Below are 20448 nucleotides of genomic sequence, written 5' to 3' on the forward strand. Positions count from 1 at the left end.
CCTCGAAGATGCGCGCGAACTGCGAGCCCACCGCGCGCAGCGGTGTCGCGTGGGCCGGCCGCGCCAGCCCCAGCCCCGCCATCCAGCCCAACCCCGCCTTGCACCACACGCGCCGTGTCGTCATGGCTCATCCCTCCGTTGGAGACGCCGTTGATGATGCGCGCCGCGGAGGGTGAGATCAAGGAATGTCGATGTCGTGCAGCGCAAAGCCGCCACCCTGGCGGCGGTCTTCGAAAAAGCAGCGCAGCGTCTCGCGTGTCGTCTTGAAGGCGATCTCGCCCCAGGGGATCTCTTCTTCGCTGAAGAGCCTGGCCTCCAGCGACTCCGGCCCCGGGTTGAACTCGGGCGAAAGCAGCCGGGCGCGGTAGAAAAGGTGGACCTGGCCCACCCGCACGACGTTGAGCACCGTGTACAGCGGCCCCATCTCGATGTCGGCGCCGGCTTCCTCCTGGGTCTCGCGCAGGGCGCCCTCGGTGGTGGTCTCGTTCAGCTCCATGAAGCCGGCCGGCAGCGTCCACAAGCCATGCCGCGGCTCGATGGCGCGCCGGCACAGCAACACGCGGCCGTCCTCCCAGACCGGCAGCGTGCCCACCACGTTCAGCGGGTTCTGGTAGTGGATGGCGCCACAGCCCGGGCAGACCGCGCGTTCGCGGTTGTCGTCGTCGGGGATGCGGTATTCCACGGCGGTGCCGCAGTTCGGGCAGTGTCTGAGCGGGCTGGGAAAGGGCATGCGGCCCAGTTTATGGCGAGCAGAATGACAGCCATGAAGCTCTACAACTACTTCCGCTCTTCCGCCTCGTGGCGCGTGCGCATCGGCCTGGCGATCAAGGGCCTGGACTACGACTACGCGGCCATCCACCTCGCAAAGAACGAGCAGTTCGCTGGCAGCTTCGCTGAGCAGCAGGTCTCCCACCTGGTGCCGGCGCTGGTGCTGGACGACGGCCCCTGGTTGAGCCAGTCCATGGCCATCCTGGAGTATCTGGAAGAGACCCATCCCGAGCCGCCCTTGCTGCCCAAGGGTGCCGTCGCGCGAGCCCAGGTGAGGGCGCTGGCCCAGGACATCGGTTGCGACATCCACCCGATCAACAACCTGCGCGTGCTGCGCTACTTGAAGAACGACCTCGGTCAGGAGCAGGCGATCGTCGACCGCTGGTACCGCCATTGGGTGGCGACGGGCCTGAGCATCGTCGAGCAGCGCCTGGCGGCCACGGCGGGGGAATACTGCTTTGGCGACACGCCGGGCCTTGCTGATTGCATGCTCGTGCCCCAGGTCTACAACGCCCAGCGCTTCGAATGCCCGCTGGACGACTTCCCGACCGTCATGCGCGTGAATGCCGCCTGCCTGGCCCTGCCGGCCTTTGCCAATACGCATCCCAGCGTCTGTCCCGATGCAGCCTGATCCGAACTGGCTGCGCCCGGATTGGCCGGGCGTGACGGCCTTCATGACCACTCGCGGTCCCAACTTCGGACGCAAGGCGGGCGACCCCGAACTGGCCAAGGCCAACCGCATCGGACTCGCCGAGGTGCTCGGCGCGCGGCCGGTCTTTCTCGATCAGGTCCATGGCGCCGATGTCGTGCGCCTGCGTGCCGGCTGGCACGATGACAACGCGCCCAAGGCCGATGCGGCCGTGTCGACCGACCCCGAGCTGGCCGTGGCCATCCTGGTCGCCGACTGCCTGCCGGTGCTGTTCTCGGCGCCGGGCGGTGTGGCCGGCGCGCATGCGGGCTGGCGCGGCCTGGCGGCTGGTGTGCTGGAGAACACGGTGGCCGAGCTTTGCGACGCCGCGAAATGCCAGCCCGGCGATGTGAAGGCCTGGCTGGGCGCCTGCATCGGCCCCGAGGCCTTCGAGGTGGGCCCAGAGGTCGTCGCCGCCTTTGGGCGTGAGCCCATCGAGTGCGACCAGCCCGGCTTCGTCTACCGGCCCAATCCCGAGCCTCGCTGGCGCGCTGATCTGCCCCTGTTGGCTCGCGAAAGATTGATCTCGGTCAATATCACCCAAATCAGCGGCGGCACCTGGTGCACCCTGACCGATGATTCACTTTTCTTCTCGTTCCGGGGCGAGGCCGTCGGCCGGCCCCGCGGCCGGATGGCCGCCTGCATCTCCTTGCGCGGCTAGCTCGGCAGCACGCCGCCGACGCTTGCGGCCGGGCGTGCCGAGGATGTAGAGCAGCAGGCCCAGTGGAAGGACGCCGTAGAGCATCAGCGTGACGAAGGCACCGAACAGCGAGCCCTGAGGGCTGATCGCTTCTGCTGCCGCCATCATCAGCGCGACGTAGGCCCACGCGATGGCAACGAGGTACATGATGGGGGTGTCATTGGCGCGTCAGTGCGCAAGAGTACAAACAGGGTCTGCGAGATGTGGCAAGCTTATTGCAACGGATCGAGACAACACCGCTGACGCGGGAGCTCCGAGGAAGACATGGCCACACGCAAGAAGAACGACGCCCCGCCCGCTATGGAGGGGCCGGCTGTATTCGCGGACCTGATGCAGCAGATGGCGCATCTGCCGCAGATCTCACCCACCGCACTGGCCGAATTGCAGGCCGATTATCTGAAGCAGGCCACGGCGTTGTGGAACACGTCGCTGGGGCAGGGCGAGGCTCCGGCCATCGGCGACCGCCGCTTCGCCGCGCCCGAATGGCGGAGCAACCCGGCCGCCAGCTTCATGACCCAGCTCTACCTGCTCAACAGCCAGACGCTGGGCCGGATGGCCTCGGCCATCGAGGCGGACGACAAGACCAAGGCGCGCATCCGTTTCGCCGTGCAGCAGTTCGTCGATGCCGTGTCGCCCAGCAATTACCTGGCGTTGAACCCCGAGGCGCAGAAGCTGGCGCTGGACAGCCAGGGCGAGACGCTGACCCGTGGCCTGCAGCAACTGTGGGGCGACGTGCAGCGCGGCCATGTGTCGCAGACGGACGAGAGCGCCTTCGAGGTCGGCAAGAACGTGGCCACCACGGCCGGCAGCATCGTTTTCGAGAACGAGCTGTTCCAGCTCATCGAATACGCGCCGCTGACGAAGGAAGTGCACACGCGACCCTTCCTGCTGGTGCCGCCCTGCATCAACAAGTTCTACATCCTGGACCTGCAGCCGGACAACTCGCTGATCCGCTACGCCGTCTCCGAAGGCCATCGCGTCTTCGTCGTCAGTTGGCGCAACCCGGATGAATCCATCAAGCAGCTGGGCTGGGACGACTACATCGAGACCGGCGCCATCGAAGCCATCCGCGTCGCGCAGGAGATCTCGGGCCAGGACAAGATCAACACTTTAGGCTTCTGCGTCGGCGGCACCATCCTCGCCACGGCGCTGGGCGTGCTGGCCGCGCGCGGCGAACAGCCGGCCGCCAGCGTCACGCTGCTGACCACGCTGCTGGACTTTGCCGACAACGGCATCCTCGACATCTTTGTCGACGAAGCCATGGTGAGGCTGCGCGAGGCGACGCTGGGCCCCGAGTCGCCCAAAGGCCCGCAACTGCTGCACGGCCAGGAGCTGGCCACGACCTTCAGCTTCCTGCGCCCCAACGACCTGGTCTGGAACTACGTCGTCGGCAACTACCTGAAGGGCGAGCAGCCGCCGCCCTTCGACCTGCTGTACTGGAACGGCGACTCGACCAATCTGCCCGGGCCGATGTACTGCTGGTATCTGCGCCACACCTACTTGCAAAACGAGTTGAAGCAGCCAGGCAAGCTGACGGTCTGCGGCGAGAAGCTGGACATCGGCGCCATCGAGGCCCCGGTCTACATCTACGGCTCGCGCGAGGACCATATCGTGCCTTGGACCAGCGCCTACCGCAGCACCCAGATCCTCAAGGGCAAGAAGCGCTTCGTGCTGGGTGCGTCGGGTCATATCGCCGGCGTCATCAACCCGCCCACCAAGGGCAAGCGCAGCCACTGGATTGCCAAGGGAGCAGCCCTGCCGGTCGACCCCGAGGCCTGGTTGGCCAGTGCCACCGAACACCCCGGCAGCTGGTGGCCGGACTGGTCCGCCTGGCTGGCCTTGCATGCCGGCGCCAAAAAGCCCGCGCCCAAAGAGCCGGGCAACCGCAAGTTCAAGGCGATCGAGCCCGCGCCCGGTCGCTATGTGAAGGTCAAGGCCTGATCGTTTTTAAGGAGACATCCATGAGCAAAGAAGACATCGTCATCGTCGCCGCCGCACGCACGGCCATCGGCAAGTTCGGCGGCACGCTCGCCAAGACGCCCGCCACCGAGCTGGGCGCCGCCGTCATCCAGGACCTGCTGCGCCGCACCGGCCTGGCCGGCGACCAGATCAACGAGGTCATCCTCGGCCAGGTGCTGACCGCTGGCGTCGGCCAGAACCCGGCGCGCCAGTCCGTCATCAAGTCCGGCCTGCCCAACGTCGTGCCAGCCATGACGATCAACAAGGTCTGCGGCTCGGGCCTCAAGGCCGTGATGCTGGCGGCTCAGGCCATCCGCGATGGCGACAGCGACATCATCATCGCCGGCGGCCAGGAGAGCATGAGCATGAGCCCCCACGTGCTCAACGGCTCGCGCGATGGCCAGCGCATGGGCGACTGGAAGATGGTCGACACCATGATCGTCGACGGCCTGTGGGACGTGTACAACCAGTACCACATGGGCATCACGGCCGAGAACGTGGCCAAGAAGTACGGCATCACGCGCGAGCAGCAGGATGCGCTCGCGCTGGGCAGCCAGCAGAAGGCCGCCGCGGCCCAGGACGCGGGCCGCTTCAAGGACGAAATCGTGCCGTTCAGCATCGCGCAGAAGAAGGGCGATCCGATCGTTTTTGCTGCCGACGAGTTCATCAACCGCAAGAGCAACGCCGAAGCTCTGGCCGGCCTGCGCCCGGCCTTCGATAAAGCCGGCAGCGTGACCGCAGGCAATGCCTCGGGCCTGAACGATGGCGCCGCCGGCGTCGTCGTCATGACGGCCGCCAAGGCCGCGGCCCTTGGCCTGACACCGCTGGCGCGCATTGCCTCCTACGCCTCGGCCGGCCTGGACCCTGCGCTGATGGGCATGGGCCCGGTGCCCGCGGCCCGCAAGGCGCTGGAGCGCGCCGGCTGGAAGCCCGCCGACCTCGACCTGCTGGAAATCAACGAAGCCTTCGCCGCCCAGGCCTGTGCCGTGCACAACGAGATGGGCTGGGACATGAGCAAGGTCAACGTCAACGGCGGCGCCATTGCGCTGGGCCACCCCATCGGCGCCAGCGGCTGCCGCGTGCTCGTCACGCTGCTGCACGAGATGGTCAAGCGCGATGCCAGGAAGGGCATCGCCTCGCTGTGCATCGGCGGCGGCATGGGTGTCGCACTCACCGTCGAACGTTGATACCCTCACCCAATCACAACAGGAGACATCCATGAGCAAGAAAGTTGCCTACGTCACGGGCGGTATGGGCGGCATCGGTACCGCCATCTGCCAGCGCCTGCACAAGGAAGGCTTCAAGGTCATCGCCGGCTGCGGTCCGAGCCGCGACTTCAAGAAATGGCTCGATGAACAGAAGGCGCTCGACTACGACTTCTACGCCTCCGTCGGCAACGTGGCCGACTGGGACTCCACCGTTGAGGCTTTCTCCAAGGCCATCGGTGAGCATGGCGCCATCGACGTGCTGGTCAACAACGCCGGCATCACCAAGGACCGCATGTTCTTGAAGATGACGCCGGACGACTGGCATGCCGTCATCGACACCAACCTGAACAGCATGTTCAACGTGACCAAGCAGGTCGTGCCGGGCATGGTGGAAAAGGGCTGGGGCCGCATCATCCAGATCAGCTCGGTCAACGGCGAAAAGGGCCAGGCCGGCCAGACCAACTACTCGGCCGCCAAGGCCGGCATGCACGGCTTCACGATGGCGCTGGCGCAGGAGCTGGCGTCCAAGGGCGTGACAGTCAACACCGTCAGCCCCGGCTATATCGGCACCGACATGGTCCGCGCGATCAAGCCCGAGGTGCTGGAGAAGATCGTTGCGACGATTCCCGTCAAGCGCCTGGGTACGCCCGAGGAGATCGGTTCCATCGTCGCCTGGCTGGCCAGCGGGGATTCGGGCTTCTCGACCGGCGCCGACTTCTCCTGCAACGGCGGCATGCACATGGGGTGAGAGCCGGGCGGCTCCCTTCTGCAAAGCCGGCGCCAGCCGGCTTTTTGTTGCTTGCACCGCATTGGGGCGACACGGCAACAATTCCACGCTTGCCCGCGCAACGACCTGCGCTTGTGAACTTATCCCCTGCATCGGGAAGGCGGCCTGACTACATTCCGGCATCTGTGCCAAGCAACTGGCGCATTAGCAATGGGAAGAGCCGGATGAACCTTGTCTTTCTGCCCGCCGTGAGCCTGATGCGCCGCCTGCCGATGGCGCACAAGTTCTTCATCGTCTGCCTGTGCTTTGCGATTCCGCTGGTCTACCTGCTGGTGGCGCTGGCGGGCGATCGCTCGGACGCCCGCGACTTCTCGGCCAAGGAACTGGTCGGTGTTGCCCAGGTGCGCCAGGTCAGTGGGCTGCTGAACGCGGCCATGGTGCTGCGCGGGGCCTCCATCGGCGTGAGCGCCAAGATGCCCGGCGCCGAGGCCAGGCGCGAAGAGGCCCTGGGCAAGTTCGAGACCCAGGCTCAGGCGCTGGAACGCGAGATCGCAACCGACAAGGACCCACTCAAGCTCGCTTCAGGCCTGGCCGCTGCGCGCGCCAAGGCCAAGGCCCTGGTCGCTCTCGGTGCGGCCGAGCCCGAGCCGGTCGTCGTGGCCAGCTTTGCGCTGACCGACGCGGTGCAGTCCCTCGTCGAGCAGGCGTCGTCCGAGTCCAACCTGGCCTTGGACCCGGACGCAGATACCTACTACCTGATGCTGAGCGTCACCGATGCCTTGCCACGGCTGCGGGATGCTGTCGGCCGCATGCGCGCCCTCGGCGCCGCCGCTGCTCAAATGGGCTCGCCGCCCGCTGGCGTGCTGCAGCGCCTGCACCAGGCCGACACGGTGACCGAGGAATACCTGACGCGCCTGACCGCCGCACTGAACCGGGTTGCGGCGGCCAATCCCGAGGCCGTGAAAGGCCTGGACGTGCAGCTCGTGGACCGGATCCGCAAGGACTTTCGCGAGAAGTTCGCTCAGGGCTTTGTGCTGGGCGAGCCGCCCAAGGTCGATGCGGCCGAGTGGTTCGCGCTGGGCACGGCGCAGATTGCCGCGTGCGACAAATTGGAGCGCGCCGCGGAGGCGAAGCTGGCCGAACTCGTCACCGCGCGGGTCCAGCGCCTGACGCGCGACCTGTGGACAGCCATGATCCTGGCCATCAGCTTTGTCACCATTGCCGCCTATGCGCTGGTGAGTTATTACCTGGCGTCGCGCAGCAGCTGCGCCGTGCTGGGCCGCCGCATCGAGGCCCTGGGCGCCGGCGATCTCAGCGAGACCCCGACCCTGGCCGGCCGCGACGAGGTCGTGCTGGCGACGAATGCCTTGCGCGAAGCCACGTTGCGCTTGAGTGGCCTCGTGCACGAGGTGCGCGCAGGCGCCGAACACATCTCCACGTCGGCCACGCAGATCTCGGGCGCCAACCAGGATCTCTCGGCGCGCGGCAATGCGATGGCTTCGGTCGTCGAGCAGACCAGCGCCAGCACCGGCGTGCTGGAACAGACCGTCGACCACAACATGAACAGTGCCCGCGAGGCTCATGACCTGGTGCAAGGCGCGGCCGAGCTGGCCGGACGTGGCGGCGCCATCGTGCAGCGTGCCGTGAACTCCATGGAGGAGATCACCGCGAGCTCGCGCAAGATCGGCGACATCATCCAGGTCATCGACTCCATCGCCTTTCAGACCAACATCCTGGCGCTGAACGCCGCCGTCGAGGCTGCCCGCGCGGGCGAGCAGGGCCGCGGCTTCGCGGTTGTGGCGAGCGAGGTGCGCTCGCTGGCCCAGCGCTCGGCCGAAGCGGCGAAAGAGATCAAGACGCTGATCAATTCCTCCATCGAGACCGTCCACCAGGGCGAGGCCTATGTGGCCCAGGCTGGTGGCTCCATGGGCGAGATCGTGCAGGCCATCCACCGCGTGGCCGCCATCGTGGGCGACATCAGCAGCCAGTCTTCCTCCCAGGCCGACCAGGTCCGCCAGCTCGCGGCTGCCATTCGCGAGGTGGATTCGACGACGCAGCAGAACGCCGCCCTCGTCGAGGAAACGGCGGCTTCGGCGTCGATGCTGGAAGACCGTGCCGGTCAGCTGCGCGAGGCGGCGGCGAGGTTCAGGACAGCGATGGCTTGACCGGGATCCGGCGTCGCTGCCAGTGGTCCACTGCGTCCACGACTGCTTCCCAGGCGCGGCGGTCGTAGGTGACCGCGGCGAAGAGGTTGTCCGCGCTGGGTTGCTGGCGGACTGCGGTGAGGGCGAGCCGCTCCAGCGGCTCACGCGCCGCCGCGACGCAGCCCGCCAGATCGGCGAATCCCGCGCCGACCCTGTGAAACAGCACCGCGCGGCGCAACTCGGTGGCCTTCAACGAAGGTGACTCGAGCACCCTCAGGAAGATTCGCGCCTGGCCTTCGCCCCGCAATTCGACGCAGAACTCCCTGCGCCAGCCGGTCAAGGCCTGCTCCGCCGTCAACTCGGGCTGGAGGTCATCGATCTGTAGTGTCATCGGCTGCAGTCTGGGGCATCGGGCGGGCGCGCAAGGCGTTCATGTATCTCGATGCTTCCTTGCGGCGCTGGCCGATGCACAGGGACACAAATTGGCGGCCCGTCATCCGGCGCCACGGCAACGGCTTGCCGGGCCCGAAATCCCTGACGCCGCCGCACGGCACCGACACCCGCATGTCGCCCTATCATCCAGGCCGTTTTTTTATCGCCGGGAGAGCCACATGGCCATGGATGTTGTCGACTATGAGATCAAGGGTGCCGAGATGCAGTTCGTCGAGATCGAGCTCGATCCCGGCGAGGCGGCCATCGGCGAGGCGGGCTCGATGTTCTTCATGGACTCCGCCATTGGCATGGACGCCGTCTTCGGCGACGGCTCGGCCAACCAGGGCGGCTTCCTCGGCAAGCTGCTGGGCGCGGGAAAAAGGCTGCTGACGGGCGAGTCGCTGTTCACGACCATTTACACCAACAACGGCGCCGGCAAGCAGCGCGTGGCTTTCGCGGCGCCCTATCCGGGCAAGATCATCCCCATGGATCTGTCGGCGCTGGGCGGCACGCTGATTTGCCAGAAGGACGCCTTCCTGTGCGCGGCGCGTGGCGTGTCCCTGGGCATCGCCTTCCAGCAGAAGCTGTCCGCCGGCTTCTTCGGCGGCGAGGGCTTCATCATGGAGCGCCTGGAGGGCGACGGCCTGGCCTTCGTGCACGCCGGCGGCACCATCGTCCGGCGCAGCCTGCAGCCGGGCCAGACCCTGCTGGTGGACACGGGCTGCGTCGTCGCCTACACGCCCAACGTCAATTTCGAGATCCAGTACGTCGGCAAGATCAAGACGGCGCTGTTCGGCGGCGAAGGCCTGTTCCTGGCCAAGCTGACCGGCCCGGGCGAGGTCTGGCTGCAGAGCCTGCCTTTCTCGCGCCTGGCTTCGCGCATCTTTGCGGCGGCGCCGCAGATGGGCGGCCACAAGGAAGAGGGCTCGGTTCTCGGTGGTTTTGCCGGCGGCGGACTGCTGGGAAGCATCCTCGGCGGCGACGACGAGTAAGCGCCCCGGTAAACTGGCGCGTTGTGGAGGGCGGCGGCTGCCGCCCTTTTTGCTTTTAAGGACTCCTGGAATGTTTCGTCGCAGCGCGTTCGCGCTCCTGATGGTCCTGGCCGGCCTGGCCCAGGCCAATGCCCAGGGCAATGCCCAGGCCAATGCCCAGGCCAATGGCCGCCCCCCGGTCTTCGTGCTGAACTCGCTGGACGCCGACATCTCCGTCGTCGACCCGGCCAGCTTCACCGTCATCAAGCGCATCCCGACCGGCAAGGAGCCTCACCACCTCTACCTGTCGCCCGACGAGAAGTCCCTCATCGTCGCCAATGCGCTGGCCGATTCGCTGACCTTCATCGATCCGCGCACGGCCGAGGTCCAGCGTGTGGTGCGTGGCATTCCCGACCCCTATCACCTGCGCTTTTCGCCGGACATGAAGTGGCTCGTCACGGCGTCCAATCGACTGGACCGCGTCGACCTCTACCGTTGGCAGGGCAGCGTTGCGGCCGAGCCGCTGCAATTGGTCAAGCGCATCCCGGCGCCGAAGACGCCGAGTCACCTCAACATCGACACCAAGAGCACGACGCTCTACGCCAGTCTGCAGGACAGCGATGAGCTGCTGGCCATCGACCTGGCGACGCAGACCATCAAGTGGAAGCAGGCCGTCGGCAAGATGCCGGCCGACATCTACCTGACGCCGGATGACCGCTTCATCCTCGTCGGCCTGACCGGCGACAAGTTCGTCGAGGTCTGGGACGTCAGCGGCGCCGGTGCGCCCAAGCTCGCCAAGCGCATCCTGACAGGCGCCGGCGCCCACTCCTTCCGTGCCTGGGGCGACAAGCGCCATGTGCTGGTCAGCAACCGCGCCGCCAACACCATCAGCAAGATCGACCTGACGACGCTGACCGTCGTCGATCAATATCCGGCGCCGGCAGGTCCCGACGACATGGAGCTGCTGACCGATGGCAAGACGCTGCTCGTCACCTCGCGCTGGGCCGGCAAGCTGACGCAGATCGACACCGCTACGCGCAAGGTCGTCAGGCAGGTCAAGGTGGGCAAGTCGCCGCACGGCATCTGGACGCTGGATCACCAACCTCGTCTATGAAAGCCTGGGCCCTGGCGCTGGTGGTCACTGCGGCCACCGCGCAACCGTCTTGCGACAAGCCGGTCTACCTCACCTTCGACACCGGCCACATGGGTGTTGCGCCGCTGATCGCCGAGACACTGAAGAAGCACAACGCGAAGGCGACCTTCTTCCTCGCCAGCGAACCGACGCTGACCGGCGGCACGACGCTGGACGAGACCTGGGCGCCCTGGTGGCGCGAGCGTGCGGCCGAAGGCCATGACTTCGGCGCCCACACCTGGGACCACGACATCTTCATGGAAGACGTGCTGGATGCCGACGGCAAGGTGGTGCGCTTCAAGGTGAAGACGCAGGCCGGCGTCAACCCGCCTGTCGTTCACGAGGTCACGCCCGAGCAGTATTGCGAGAGCCTGAAGAAGGTCGGCGAGCGCTTCACGGCCATGACGGGCAAGTCGCTGGGCCCCATCTTCCGCGCGCCGGCGGGACGCTCGTCCAAGGCCCTGCTGAATACCGCCAAGGCCTGCGGCTTCACCCATGTGGGCTGGAGCAGCGCGGGCTTCCTGGGCGATGAACTGCCCAGCCAGAGCCACCCCAACGCGCAGCTGCTGGACAAGGCGCTGCGCGACATCAAGCCCGGTGACATCCTGCTCGCCCACCTTGGCATCTGGGAACGCCAGGACCCCTGGGCGCCGGCCGTGCTGGAGCCGCTGATGACGGGATTGGAGCAGCGGGGCCTATGCTTTGCACTGCTGCGCGAGCATCCCCGCTACGCCCCACTGTTCAAGGCCGCCGACACCAAGGTCGCCCTGAAGATCGAACCCAAAACCTACGCCCGCAAGCCGTGATCGACTGGATCGCCAACGCCTTCGACAGCCTGCAGCTGTGGCTCTACGAGTCCGTCGTGCAGCCGGTCGTGTTCGGACTGGGCTTTGGCAACCTGCTGGAGGACGCCTTCGATGCGACCGGCTGGCTGCTACTGGGGCTGATCCAGATCGTCGTCATCGTTTTGGGCATCGGCATCCTGGAGCGGCGCTGGCCGGTCGAGCCGGTGACTGACCACGCGGCCGTGCGCACCGACGTCATCTACACGCTGATCCACCGCCTCGGCCTCGTTCGCCTGTTGATCTTCTTCAGCATCGAGCCGCTGTGGGACGGCATCGCTGGCGAGCTGCGCATGGCGGGCCTGCCGACCTGGCAGCTCGACGGCATCTGGCCCGGCGTTACCGATGTCGCCTGGGTCAGCCTGCTGCTCTACCTCGCCGTCTTCGACTTCGTCGGCTACTGGCTGCACCGCGCCCAGCACCAGTTCAACTGGTGGTGGGCCCTGCACAGCCTGCACCACAGCCAACGCCAGATGACGATGTGGAGCGACAACCGCAATCACCTGCTGGACGACGTGCTGCTCGGCACGGCGCTGGCCCTGCTGGCCCGCCTCATCGGTGTGGAGCCGGGGCAGTTCGTCGCCATCACCGTCATCACCCAGCTGCACGAGAGCCTGCAGCATGCGAACGCGCGCATCAGCTTTGGGCGCATCGGCGAGCGCCTCTTGATCAGCCCACGCTTCCACCGCCTGCACCACAGCATCGGCATCGGCCACGAATCCGGTGGCCGCGGCACGCTGGGCGGCCACAACTTCGGCGTCCTGCTGCCGCTATGGGACCTGCTGTTCCGCACCGCCAACTTCGAGAATCGCTTCGACGCCACCGGTGTGCGCGACCAGTTGCCCGAGGAAGGTGGCCGCGACTACGGCGGCGGCTTCTGGCACCAGCAATGGCTGGGGCTGACCCGCCTGTTCCGCTCGTTCAGGAAAGCCGCTTGATGCAAAGCCTCGTCGACTCCTTCTGGCGCGCCGCCGCCTACTGCCTGCATCCGCGCGTTATCGGGCTGTCGTTGCTGCCGCTGCTCATCTGTGGCGTGTTGGTGTTCGGCTTCATGTTCTTCTTCTGGGAGGGCGCCATTGCCGCAGTGCGCGCGACGCTGGAGAGCTGGCGCCTCATCGAGAGCCTGCTGCAGTGGCTGGACAGCTGGGGTCTGCAGGCCTTCCGCAGCGCGTTGGCGGCCATCGTCGTGCTGGCTGGCGTGCTGCCGGTCGTCATTCTGATGAGCCTGCTGCTGGTCGCGCTGCTGATGACGCCGGCCATCGTCCGCCTCGTCGCCCAGCGCCGCTTCCCGCTGCTGGAGAAGAAGCGCGGCGGCACGCTGATGCAGAGCGTCGCGGCCTCGCTGGGCGCCACCGTCATCGCGCTGGTGCTCATCCTGCTGTCCATGCCGCTGTGGCTGATCCCGCCCCTCGTCATGGTGCTGCCGCCGTTGATCTGGGGCTGGCTGACCTACCGTGTCTTCGGCTTCGACGTGCTGGCGGACCATGCCTCCGCCGAGGAGCGCCGCGCATTGCTGAAGGAGCACCGCATCCCGATGCTGGCCATGGGCGTGGTCTGCGGTTATCTCGGCGCAGTGCCGTCACTGATCTGGGCCGTTTCCGGTGTGGCCGCCGTCATCTTTGCGCCCTTCGTCGTGCTGCTGGCGATCTGGCTGTACACCTTGGTCTTCGCCTTCTCGACCGCCTGGTTCACCCATTACGCGCTGGGCGCCCTGCAGGCGCGGCGGGCGGCGGAGCCGGTGGCTGAATCTGCCGTCCTCATCGAAAGCTGAAGCTATGCAAGTGGGTCTCATCATCATTGGCGACGAGATCCTCTCGGGCAAACGCCAGGACTCGCACCTGGCCAAGTTCATCGAGTTGCTGGGGCAGCGCGGCATGCAGCTCGCCTGGGCGCAATACCTGGGCGATGACCGTGAGCAGCTTGTCGGCAAGCTGCGCGAGGCTTTTGCGAGCGGTGACCTCATCATCAGCTGTGGCGGCATTGGCGCGACGCCCGACGATCACACCCGCCAGTCCGCCGCAGCGGCGCTAGGCCGGCCGCTGGCCCTGCACCCCGAGGCGCGCGAGCTGATCTGGCAGCGCATCCAGCAGATGGCGGCCGAACAGGGCAAGACGGTGACGGCCGACGAGCCCGACACTCTGCGCCGGTTGGAGATGGGCGTCTTCCCGGAAGGCGCCGGCATCGTGCCCAACCCCTTCAACAAGATCCCCGGCTTCTTCGTTGGTAACGTCCACTTCGTGCCGGGTTTTCCGGTCATGGCGCATCCGATGATGGCCTGGGTGCTGGACCGCTTCCCGCAATTGCATCGCCAGGCCGGCGTCATCGAGCGCTCGCTGATCGTGCAGGGCGCGATGGAGGCCAGCCTGACGCCGCTGATGGAGACCATCGAGGCCGAGTTCGCCGGCATCAAGGTCTTCAGCCTGCCGAGCGTCGACCATCCGCAATGGGGACGCTGTATCGAGTTGGGAGTGAAGGGGGAGGCGCAAAGCCTCGACGTCGCCTATGACGCCCTGAAGCGGGGCGTGATCCAGTTTGGTGCGACCATCAGCACCGAGCTGGTGCGATAGTTCTCGCGCTGTCACGGGCCCCGCCACATAATCCCCGGCGATGCCGGGCAGCAACCCATGTCGGTGCATCTGGCATGCAACCTGCTTTAAATCCCCCCGTGGCCGCTGGCGCGTGTGCGTCGGTGGCGGCATTCCACCCCTGTCCAGATCCCGCTAGGAGCTATTGATGGCCAAGACCGTCGCCGATGTGATGAACATCGTCAAGGAAAACGAAGTCAAGTTCGTTGACTTCCGCTTCACCGATACCCGTGGCAAGGAGCAGCACGTCTCCGTGCCGGTCTCCCATTTCGACGAAGACAAGTTCATTTCGGGCCACGCCTTCGACGGCTCCTCGATCGCCGGCTGGAAGGGCATCGAAGCCTCGGACATGCTGCTCATGCCCGATCCGAACACTGCCAACATCGACCCCTTCTTCGAAGAGCCGACGCTGATCCTGTCCTGCGACGTCGTCGACCCCGCCGACGGCAAGGCCTATGAGCGCGACCCGCGTTCGCTGGCCAAGCGCGCCGAGGCTTACCTCAAGGCTTCCGGCCTGGGCGACACGGCTTATTTCGGCCCGGAACCCGAGTTCTTCATCTTCGACAGCGTGCGCTGGGGCAATGAAATGTCCGGCTCGTTCTTCAAGATCGAGTCCGAGGAAGGCGCCTGGAACTCCTCCAAGGAATACGAGCACGGCAACTCCGGCTACCGTCCCACCGTCAAGGGCGGCTACTTCCCCGTGCCCCCGGTCGACAGCGGCCAGGACATGCGCTCGGAGATGTGCCTGATCCTCGAGCAGATGGGCATTCCGGTCGAGGTGCATCACCACGAAGTGGCGAACGCGGGCCAGATGGAAATCGGCACCAAGTTCAGCTCGCTGGTGCAGCGCGCCGACTGGCTGCAGCTGCAGAAGTACATCATCCAGAACGTCGCCCATGCCTATGGCAAGACCGCGACCTTCATGCCCAAGCCCCTGGTGGGCGACAACGGCAGCGGCATGCACGTTCACCAGTCCGTCTGGAAGGACGGCAAGAACCTGTTCGCCGGTGACGGTTACGCCGGCCTGAGCGAATTCGCGCTGTACTACATCGGCGGCATCATCAAGCACGCCCGCGCGCTGAACGCCATCACCAATCCCGGTACGAACTCGTACAAGCGTCTGGTGCCTGGCTTCGAAGCCCCGGTCAAGCTGGCCTACTCGGCCAAGAACCGCTCGGCCTCGATCCGCATCCCTTACGTCGCCAACCCCAAGGGCCGCCGCATCGAAGCGCGCTTCCCGGATCCTTCCGCCAACCCCTACCTGGCCTTCAGCGCGCTGCTGATGGCCGGCCTGGACGGCGTGGAGAACAAGATCCATCCGGGCGAAGCCGCCACCAAGGACCTGTACCACCTGCCGCCCGAGGAAGACGCGAAGATCCCGACCGTCTGCCACAGCCTCGACCAGGCGCTGGACTACCTGGACAAGGGCCGCTCCTTCCTGACCAAGGGTGGCGTGTTCACCGACAGCTACATCGATGCCTATATCGAGCTGAAGATGCAGGAAGTGACGCGCTTCCGCATGGCCACGCACCCGGTCGAGTTCGACATGTACTACGCGCTGTGATGGCCATGGGCAGCACGCGCGCTGCCTGTGTCATCCCCGTGGAAGGGGGCCGCTGGTGCGGCCCCTTTTTTGTTGCCGACGCTGAGCCACAATCCCGCCATGCTGAATCGATTGCTGGCTCCGTTGTTCGTCCTGGCCAGCCTGGGCGCGCAAGCCCAGGGCACGGTCTATCGCTGCCCCGGGCCGCCGGTGCTCTACACCGATGCCTTGAGCGCGAAGGAAGCCAACGAGAAAGGCTGCCGCACGATCGAAGGCACGCCGATCACCGTCTTGCAGGCACCCAGGCCGCGCGCCAGCGCTTCGGCGGCACCGGTGGCCGAGGGGCCGCGCGGTGCTGAAAGCCGCATCGACGCCGGCCAGCAGCGCGTGCGCGACGACGAGCGCCGCCGCGTGCTGCAGACCGAGCTGCGCCAGGCGGAAGAACGCCTCGCGGCCGCGCAGCGCGAGTTCAACAACGGCCAGGGTGAGCGCCGCGGCGACGAGCGCAACTACCAGAAGTACCTCGACCGCATGGCCGAGCTCAAGGACAGCATCGCCCGCCACGAGTCCGACATCCAGGCGCTCAAGCGCGAAATCGCCAAACTTCCCTGAGGCGCAGAGCGCCGGAGGAGCGTGGTCGGTGGCAGGCCGGGCTCGCGTTGGCCCCAAAACGGAGGCTAGGCAAGGCGCGGCGTGCAGCCCGGGCTGGTTGCCCGGGCAAACGGCGCAACGAAGAATCGCCTCCGTTTTGGGGCCAACCCTTCGGGCCGGCGCGATTTGCGGCGTCATGCCGCGTTGCGCCCTCGTTGCGGGAGCCCCTCCCGCGCCTCGCGCGCGCCTTGCTTGGCGCCGCAACTCGCGTCGGCGCGGGCCCGGCCTGCCACCGACCACGCTCCTGCTCCATGACTGATACCTCTTTGCTGCCGGCCGAATTTGCCGGCCTGGACTTGCTGGCGACCATGGTCGTTGTCACCAGCGCGGAGGGCGAATGCCTGTTCGCCAATGCCGCCTTCGAGAACGTCATGCGGCTGTCGCGCCGCAGCGTGCAGAAGGCCCAGTTACCCGACTGGTTCGATGACGCCCAGCGCCTCACCGAGACCCTGGCCGGCGTTGCTGCCAACCACTACTCCAGCAGCCGCTTCGACGCCTTGCTGCGCCGCGGCTCCTGGGCCCACGAGGATGGGCTGCCCGTGCATGTCATCGTGTCGCAGATGGATGCGGGCGACGACGACGTGCCGCGCGTGCTGGTGGAGCTCATCGAGATTGCCCAGCAGGCGCGCCAGGACCGTGACGAGCGCAGCCTCGACCAGGTCCAGGCCACCAAGGAGCTGACCCGCAACCTCGCTCACGAGATCAAGAACCCGCTGGGGGGCATCCGCGGTGCAGCGCAACTGCTGGCGCTGGAGCTGCAAGACGGCAATCCCGAGCTGACCGAATACACCCAGGTCATCGTGCATGAGGTGGACCGCCTGCAAAGCCTGGTCGACCGCCTGCTGGCCCCGCATCGCCGCGCCCAGGTCGTCGGTGATGCCAACATCCACGAGATCTGCGAGCGGGTGCGCGCGCTGGTGCTCATCGAGCATCCCAAGGGCCTGGTCATTCACCGCGACTACGACACCTCGCTGCCTGACTTCCGCGGCGACCGCGAGCAACTGATCCAGATGGTGTTGAACATCGTGCAGAACGCCGCGCAGGTGCTGGGTTCGCGCATCGCGGCCGGCGACGCCCAGATCGTTTTGCGCACGCGGGTGGCCCGGCAGGTGACCATCGGCAAGCAGCGCTGGCGCTTGGCATTGGAATTGCATATTGAGGACAACGGTCCCGGCGTCCCCGCCGAGATCCGGGATCGCATCTTCTTTCCCCTGGTCTCAGGGCGGGAGGGCGGCTCGGGACTCGGACTCACGCTTGCGCAGACGATCGCCCAGCAACATCAGGGCATGATCGATTGCGAAAGCGAGCCGGGCCTGACGAATTTCCGAATCACGCTGCCCTTGCCTTGACGCCACAAGCCGACAGGATGGGCTGAGGAACCGCATGAAATCCATCTGGGTTGTTGACGACGACCACTCGATCCGCTTCGTGCTCGAGAAGGCCCTGGCCCGCGAGGGGCTGCCGGTGCGCAGCTTCAGCAATGCGCGCGACATGCTCGCTGCTCTCGACGACGACAGTCCGCAAGTGCTGGTGTCTGACATCCGCATGCCCGGCGGCTCGGGCCTGGAACTGCTGGCCAAGGTCAAGGCGCGGCTGCCGGCGCTGCCCGTCATCATCATGACGGCCTACTCCGACCTGGACAGTGCCGTATCGGCCTTCCAAGGCGGCGCGTTTGAATACCTGCCCAAGCCCTTCGACCTGCCGCGCGCCGTGGAGCTGATCCGCCGCGCCCAGGAAGAGAGCCAGCGCGAGGCCGGCGAGCAGGAGGCCGCCGCGCAGGTGCCCGAGATGCTGGGCCAGGCGCCGGCCATGCAGGACGTCTTCCGCGCCATCGGCCGCCTGTCGCAGAGCAACGTCACCGTCATGATCACGGGCGAGAGCGGCTCGGGCAAGGAACTGGTCGCCCGCGCGCTGCACAAGCACAGCCCGCGTGGCGAAGGCCCCTTCGTTGCCATCAACACCGCGGCCATCCCGAAGGACCTGCTGGAAAGCGAGCTCTTCGGCCACGAGCGCGGCGCCTTCACCGGTGCCCAGGCCTCGCGGCGCGGCCGCTTCGAGCAGGCCGACGGCGGCACGCTCTTCCTCGACGAAATCGGCGACATGCCCTTCGAGCTGCAGACGCGCCTGTTGCGTGTGCTGTCTGATGGCCAGTTCTACCGCGTCGGTGGGCACAGCCCGATGCGCAGCAATGTGCGCGTCATCGCCGCCACACACCAGAACCTGGAAGACCGTGTTCGCCAGGGCGTGTTCCGCGAGGACCTGTTCCACCGCCTCAACGTCATCCGCCTGCGCCTGCCGCCGCTGCGCGAGCGCCGCGAGGACGTGCCCTCGCTGGCCCGTCATTTCCTGCAGCGCAGTGCGACCGAGCTGGGTGTCGAGGCCAAGCGCCTGTCTGACGCCGCCCTCGTCGTGCTGACCAATTTCGACTTCCCTGGCAATGTGCGCCAGCTGGAGAACATCTGTCACTGGCTCAGCGTCATGGCGCCCAGCCAGACCGTCGAGCCCAAGGACCTGCCGGACGAGGTGCAGCCCGGCTATGTCCCGGCGCCTTCCACGACGGCCATGACAAGCGTGCCGGCTGCGCAGTCCAGTGCCGCTGCGCCCCTGCCGGCCGCCGCGCCGGCCAGCACCAGCAGCGGCGAAGGTTGGCTGGCCGACATGGCTGCCGATGCGCGCGCAAGGCTGCTAGCGGGTGAACCTGACGTGTGGGATGCGCTGACGAAGAAGTTCGAGGCACAGCTCATCCTGACGGCGCTGGACATCACGCGCGGCCGCCGCATCGAGGCCGCCCAGAAGCTCGGCATCGGCCGCAATACCATCACACGCAAGATCCAGGAGCTGGGCCTGGACGTTTGAGAAACGCCGCTCCCCGGTCTGCCGGGGAGCCGCTACAGCGTGTCCACCATGATCGGCCTGCCGGTCAGATAGCCCTGGATCAGGCGAAAGCCCATCTCACGGCAGACCTGGGCCTCGGCCTCCTGTTCGACGCCTTCGGCCAAGGGCACCGAGCCCAGCTCCAGCACCATGCGCACCAGGTCGCGCACCATGCGTTGCTTGCGCTCGCTGGCCTCATGCAGGTTGCGCACGATGCCCATGTCGAACTTGACGAAGTGCGCCGGCACCTCGGCCAGCTCGTTCAGCCGTGCCTGGCCGGCGCCGAAGTCGTCGTAGGCGAACTCCACGCCGATGCCGTTCAGGCGCTCGGCCAGCTCGCGCATGCGGTCGACTTCGACCACAGCGCTTTCGTGCACCTCCACCACCAGCTGTGGCCGCGTGGGCAGGGCCAGCAGCCCCTGCAGGGCCTGGAAGAACTCTTCCGAGAAGGTCTCGCTCGGATGGGCGTTGACGAAGACGCGCATCCCCTGCGCTTTGGGCGCCAGCGCCGCTACGCCATGGGAGCGGAACGCTTCGCTCAACTCGGCCTCGCGCCGCAGCGTGGCGGCCATCCGGAACAGGTGCATCGGCGAGCCGGGCAGCTCAGGGTGCGTGCAGCGGCCCAGTAGCTCGTAGGCGAACAGCCCGCCCGTGCGCGCGTCGACGATGGGTTGCGCCGCTGCCGTCAGGCCTCGGCCGGCCAGGAACTCCAGGAACTGCGCCTCCAGGCGCACGAAGTTCTGGCTGAGGGGGTTCATGCCCGGTGAGACCACCATCGTGCGCATGGGCAGCGGGCCCGCCACGGTGGCCGCAGCAAGCGTCTCGTCGTGGGTCAGGCGGAACTCGGCGGTGCAGAAATGGATGATGTCGTTCGGTGCCAGCTGCCGCGGGCCCACCAGGCGCTCGTGGTTCACGAAAGTGCCGTTGGTGCTGCCCAGGTCGACCACCAGCAGGCCGCCCGCCTCGTCGGCCTGCAGTTCGGCATGCCGTCGAGACAGCCCCTGCGCCTCGATGGTCAGGTCATTGCCGGCATCGCGACCCACGCTGAACGGCAACCGGTCGATGCGATGCGTGACGCGCGATCCATCGGCGGCCACGCTCTCCAGAAACCACGGCGTACTGCCCATTCAAGCCCCTCCACGCTCCTACCGCCAACCTGCGGCGCACACACTTTCGGCGCGTGCTGCGGAATGAGCACATTCTGAAACACATTCACCGGGCAGG

General features: G+C 66.8%; 20 protein-coding genes. 16 read left to right on the top strand and 4 right to left on the bottom strand.

The genetic code is table 11. The features are described from left to right. Positions 1-178: 178 nt before the first annotated feature. Complete coding sequence (locus ACXJKJ_RS21095) at positions 179-730, bottom strand: NUDIX hydrolase (RefSeq protein ID WP_056198418.1); 552 nt, start codon at positions 728-730, stop codon at positions 179-181. A 33-nt stretch (positions 731-763) separates the two neighbouring features. On the opposite strand from ACXJKJ_RS21095, the gene maiA reads away from it, so the two are divergent. Together maiA and ACXJKJ_RS21105 are read left to right on the top strand one after the other, a co-directional pair. Continuing rightward, a complete protein-coding gene (maiA, locus tag ACXJKJ_RS21100) occupies positions 764-1399 on the top strand; it encodes a maleylacetoacetate isomerase (protein ID WP_056198415.1) in 636 nt (211 codons plus the stop codon). 43 nt (positions 1400-1442) lie between these two features. Next, positions 1443-2117 (top strand): polyphenol oxidase family protein, encoded by a 675-nt coding sequence (locus ACXJKJ_RS21105; RefSeq protein ID WP_457392168.1) that lies wholly within the window; start codon positions 1443-1445, stop codon positions 2115-2117. Here ACXJKJ_RS21105 and ACXJKJ_RS21110 read toward each other — a convergent pair. Beyond that, positions 2037-2303 carry a hypothetical protein gene (locus ACXJKJ_RS21110; protein ID WP_082532718.1) on the bottom strand — a complete coding sequence of 89 codons (267 nt, stop codon included), beginning with the start codon at positions 2301-2303 and terminating at the stop codon, positions 2037-2039. The genes ACXJKJ_RS21105 and ACXJKJ_RS21110 overlap by 81 nt on opposite strands. Positions 2304-2486: 183 nt before the next feature. Between ACXJKJ_RS21110 and phaC the strand changes: the two genes are divergently transcribed. From phaC to ACXJKJ_RS21130, 4 genes are all read left to right on the top strand, one after another. After that, positions 2487-4097 (top strand): class I poly(R)-hydroxyalkanoic acid synthase, encoded by a 1611-nt coding sequence (gene phaC, locus ACXJKJ_RS21115; RefSeq protein WP_457392216.1) that lies wholly within the window; start codon positions 2487-2489, stop codon positions 4095-4097. 20 nt (positions 4098-4117) lie between these two features. Beyond that, positions 4118-5302 carry an acetyl-CoA C-acetyltransferase gene (locus tag ACXJKJ_RS21120; RefSeq protein ID WP_056198411.1) on the top strand — a complete coding sequence of 395 codons (1185 nt, stop codon included), beginning with the start codon at positions 4118-4120 and terminating at the stop codon, positions 5300-5302. Positions 5303-5333: 31 nt separating this feature from the next. Continuing rightward, positions 5334-6071, top strand: coding sequence for an acetoacetyl-CoA reductase (gene phbB, locus ACXJKJ_RS21125; RefSeq protein WP_056198408.1), 738 nt, complete (start codon positions 5334-5336; stop codon positions 6069-6071). A 203-nt stretch (positions 6072-6274) separates the two neighbouring features. Then, positions 6275-8215 (top strand): methyl-accepting chemotaxis protein, encoded by a 1941-nt coding sequence (locus ACXJKJ_RS21130; protein WP_457392170.1) that lies wholly within the window; start codon positions 6275-6277, stop codon positions 8213-8215. Here the strand turns inward: ACXJKJ_RS21130 and ACXJKJ_RS21135 are convergent. Beyond that, complete coding sequence (locus ACXJKJ_RS21135; protein WP_457392172.1) at positions 8196-8585, bottom strand: hypothetical protein; 390 nt, start codon at positions 8583-8585, stop codon at positions 8196-8198. The two genes, ACXJKJ_RS21130 and ACXJKJ_RS21135, sit on opposite strands and share 20 nt — an antisense overlap. 220 nt (positions 8586-8805) lie before the next feature. Here ACXJKJ_RS21135 and ACXJKJ_RS21140 point away from each other — a divergent pair, with 220 nt between their 5' ends. The 10 genes from ACXJKJ_RS21140 to ntrC all read left to right on the top strand — a co-directional run bounded on the left by ACXJKJ_RS21140 (position 8806) and on the right by ntrC (position 19206). Then, the gene (locus ACXJKJ_RS21140; RefSeq protein WP_056198399.1) at positions 8806-9618 is read left to right on the top strand and encodes a TIGR00266 family protein; all 813 of its coding nucleotides are present in this window, start codon (positions 8806-8808) and stop codon (positions 9616-9618) included. A 70-nt stretch (positions 9619-9688) separates the two neighbouring features. Further along, positions 9689-10711 carry a YncE family protein gene (locus ACXJKJ_RS21145; protein WP_457392175.1) on the top strand — a complete coding sequence of 341 codons (1023 nt, stop codon included), beginning with the start codon at positions 9689-9691 and terminating at the stop codon, positions 10709-10711. Next, the gene (locus ACXJKJ_RS21150; protein ID WP_457323976.1) at positions 10708-11535 is read left to right on the top strand and encodes a polysaccharide deacetylase family protein; all 828 of its coding nucleotides are present in this window, start codon (positions 10708-10710) and stop codon (positions 11533-11535) included. The genes ACXJKJ_RS21145 and ACXJKJ_RS21150 overlap by 4 nt, the downstream gene beginning before the upstream one ends. Continuing rightward, entirely contained in the window at positions 11532-12509 is a 978-nt protein-coding gene (locus ACXJKJ_RS21155) for a sterol desaturase family protein (RefSeq protein ID WP_056198396.1), read from the top strand. The genes ACXJKJ_RS21150 and ACXJKJ_RS21155 overlap by 4 nt, the downstream gene beginning before the upstream one ends. Beyond that, on the top strand, positions 12509-13342 hold the full coding sequence (locus tag ACXJKJ_RS21160) for an EI24 domain-containing protein (RefSeq protein ID WP_056198393.1): 834 nt from the start codon (positions 12509-12511) through the stop codon (positions 13340-13342). The genes ACXJKJ_RS21155 and ACXJKJ_RS21160 overlap by 1 nt, the downstream gene beginning before the upstream one ends. 4 nt (positions 13343-13346) lie before the next feature. Beyond that, positions 13347-14138, top strand: coding sequence for a competence/damage-inducible protein A (locus ACXJKJ_RS21165; protein ID WP_457323645.1), 792 nt, complete (start codon positions 13347-13349; stop codon positions 14136-14138). A gap of 166 nt (positions 14139-14304) precedes the next feature. After that, positions 14305-15720 (top strand): type I glutamate--ammonia ligase, encoded by a 1416-nt coding sequence (gene glnA, locus ACXJKJ_RS21170; RefSeq protein ID WP_056198387.1) that lies wholly within the window; start codon positions 14305-14307, stop codon positions 15718-15720. Positions 15721-15819: 99 nt separating this feature from the next. Beyond that, positions 15820-16311: a hypothetical protein gene (locus ACXJKJ_RS21175; RefSeq protein ID WP_056199659.1), complete on the top strand. Its 492-nt coding sequence runs from the start codon at positions 15820-15822 to the stop codon at positions 16309-16311. A 290-nt stretch (positions 16312-16601) separates the two neighbouring features. Further along, positions 16602-17699: a nitrogen regulation protein NR(II) gene (glnL, locus tag ACXJKJ_RS21180; protein ID WP_457392178.1), complete on the top strand. Its 1098-nt coding sequence runs from the start codon at positions 16602-16604 to the stop codon at positions 17697-17699. Between the two features lie 34 nt (positions 17700-17733). Further along, entirely contained in the window at positions 17734-19206 is a 1473-nt protein-coding gene (ntrC, locus tag ACXJKJ_RS21185) for a nitrogen regulation protein NR(I) (protein ID WP_056198380.1), read from the top strand. Between the two features lie 32 nt (positions 19207-19238). Here ntrC and ACXJKJ_RS21190 read toward each other — a convergent pair whose 3' ends face one another. After that, complete coding sequence (locus ACXJKJ_RS21190) at positions 19239-20351, bottom strand: EAL domain-containing protein (RefSeq protein ID WP_056198377.1); 1113 nt, start codon at positions 20349-20351, stop codon at positions 19239-19241. Positions 20352-20448 lie beyond the last annotated feature (97 nt).

It is taken from the genome of Roseateles sp. P5_E1 (genome assembly GCF_054049335.1).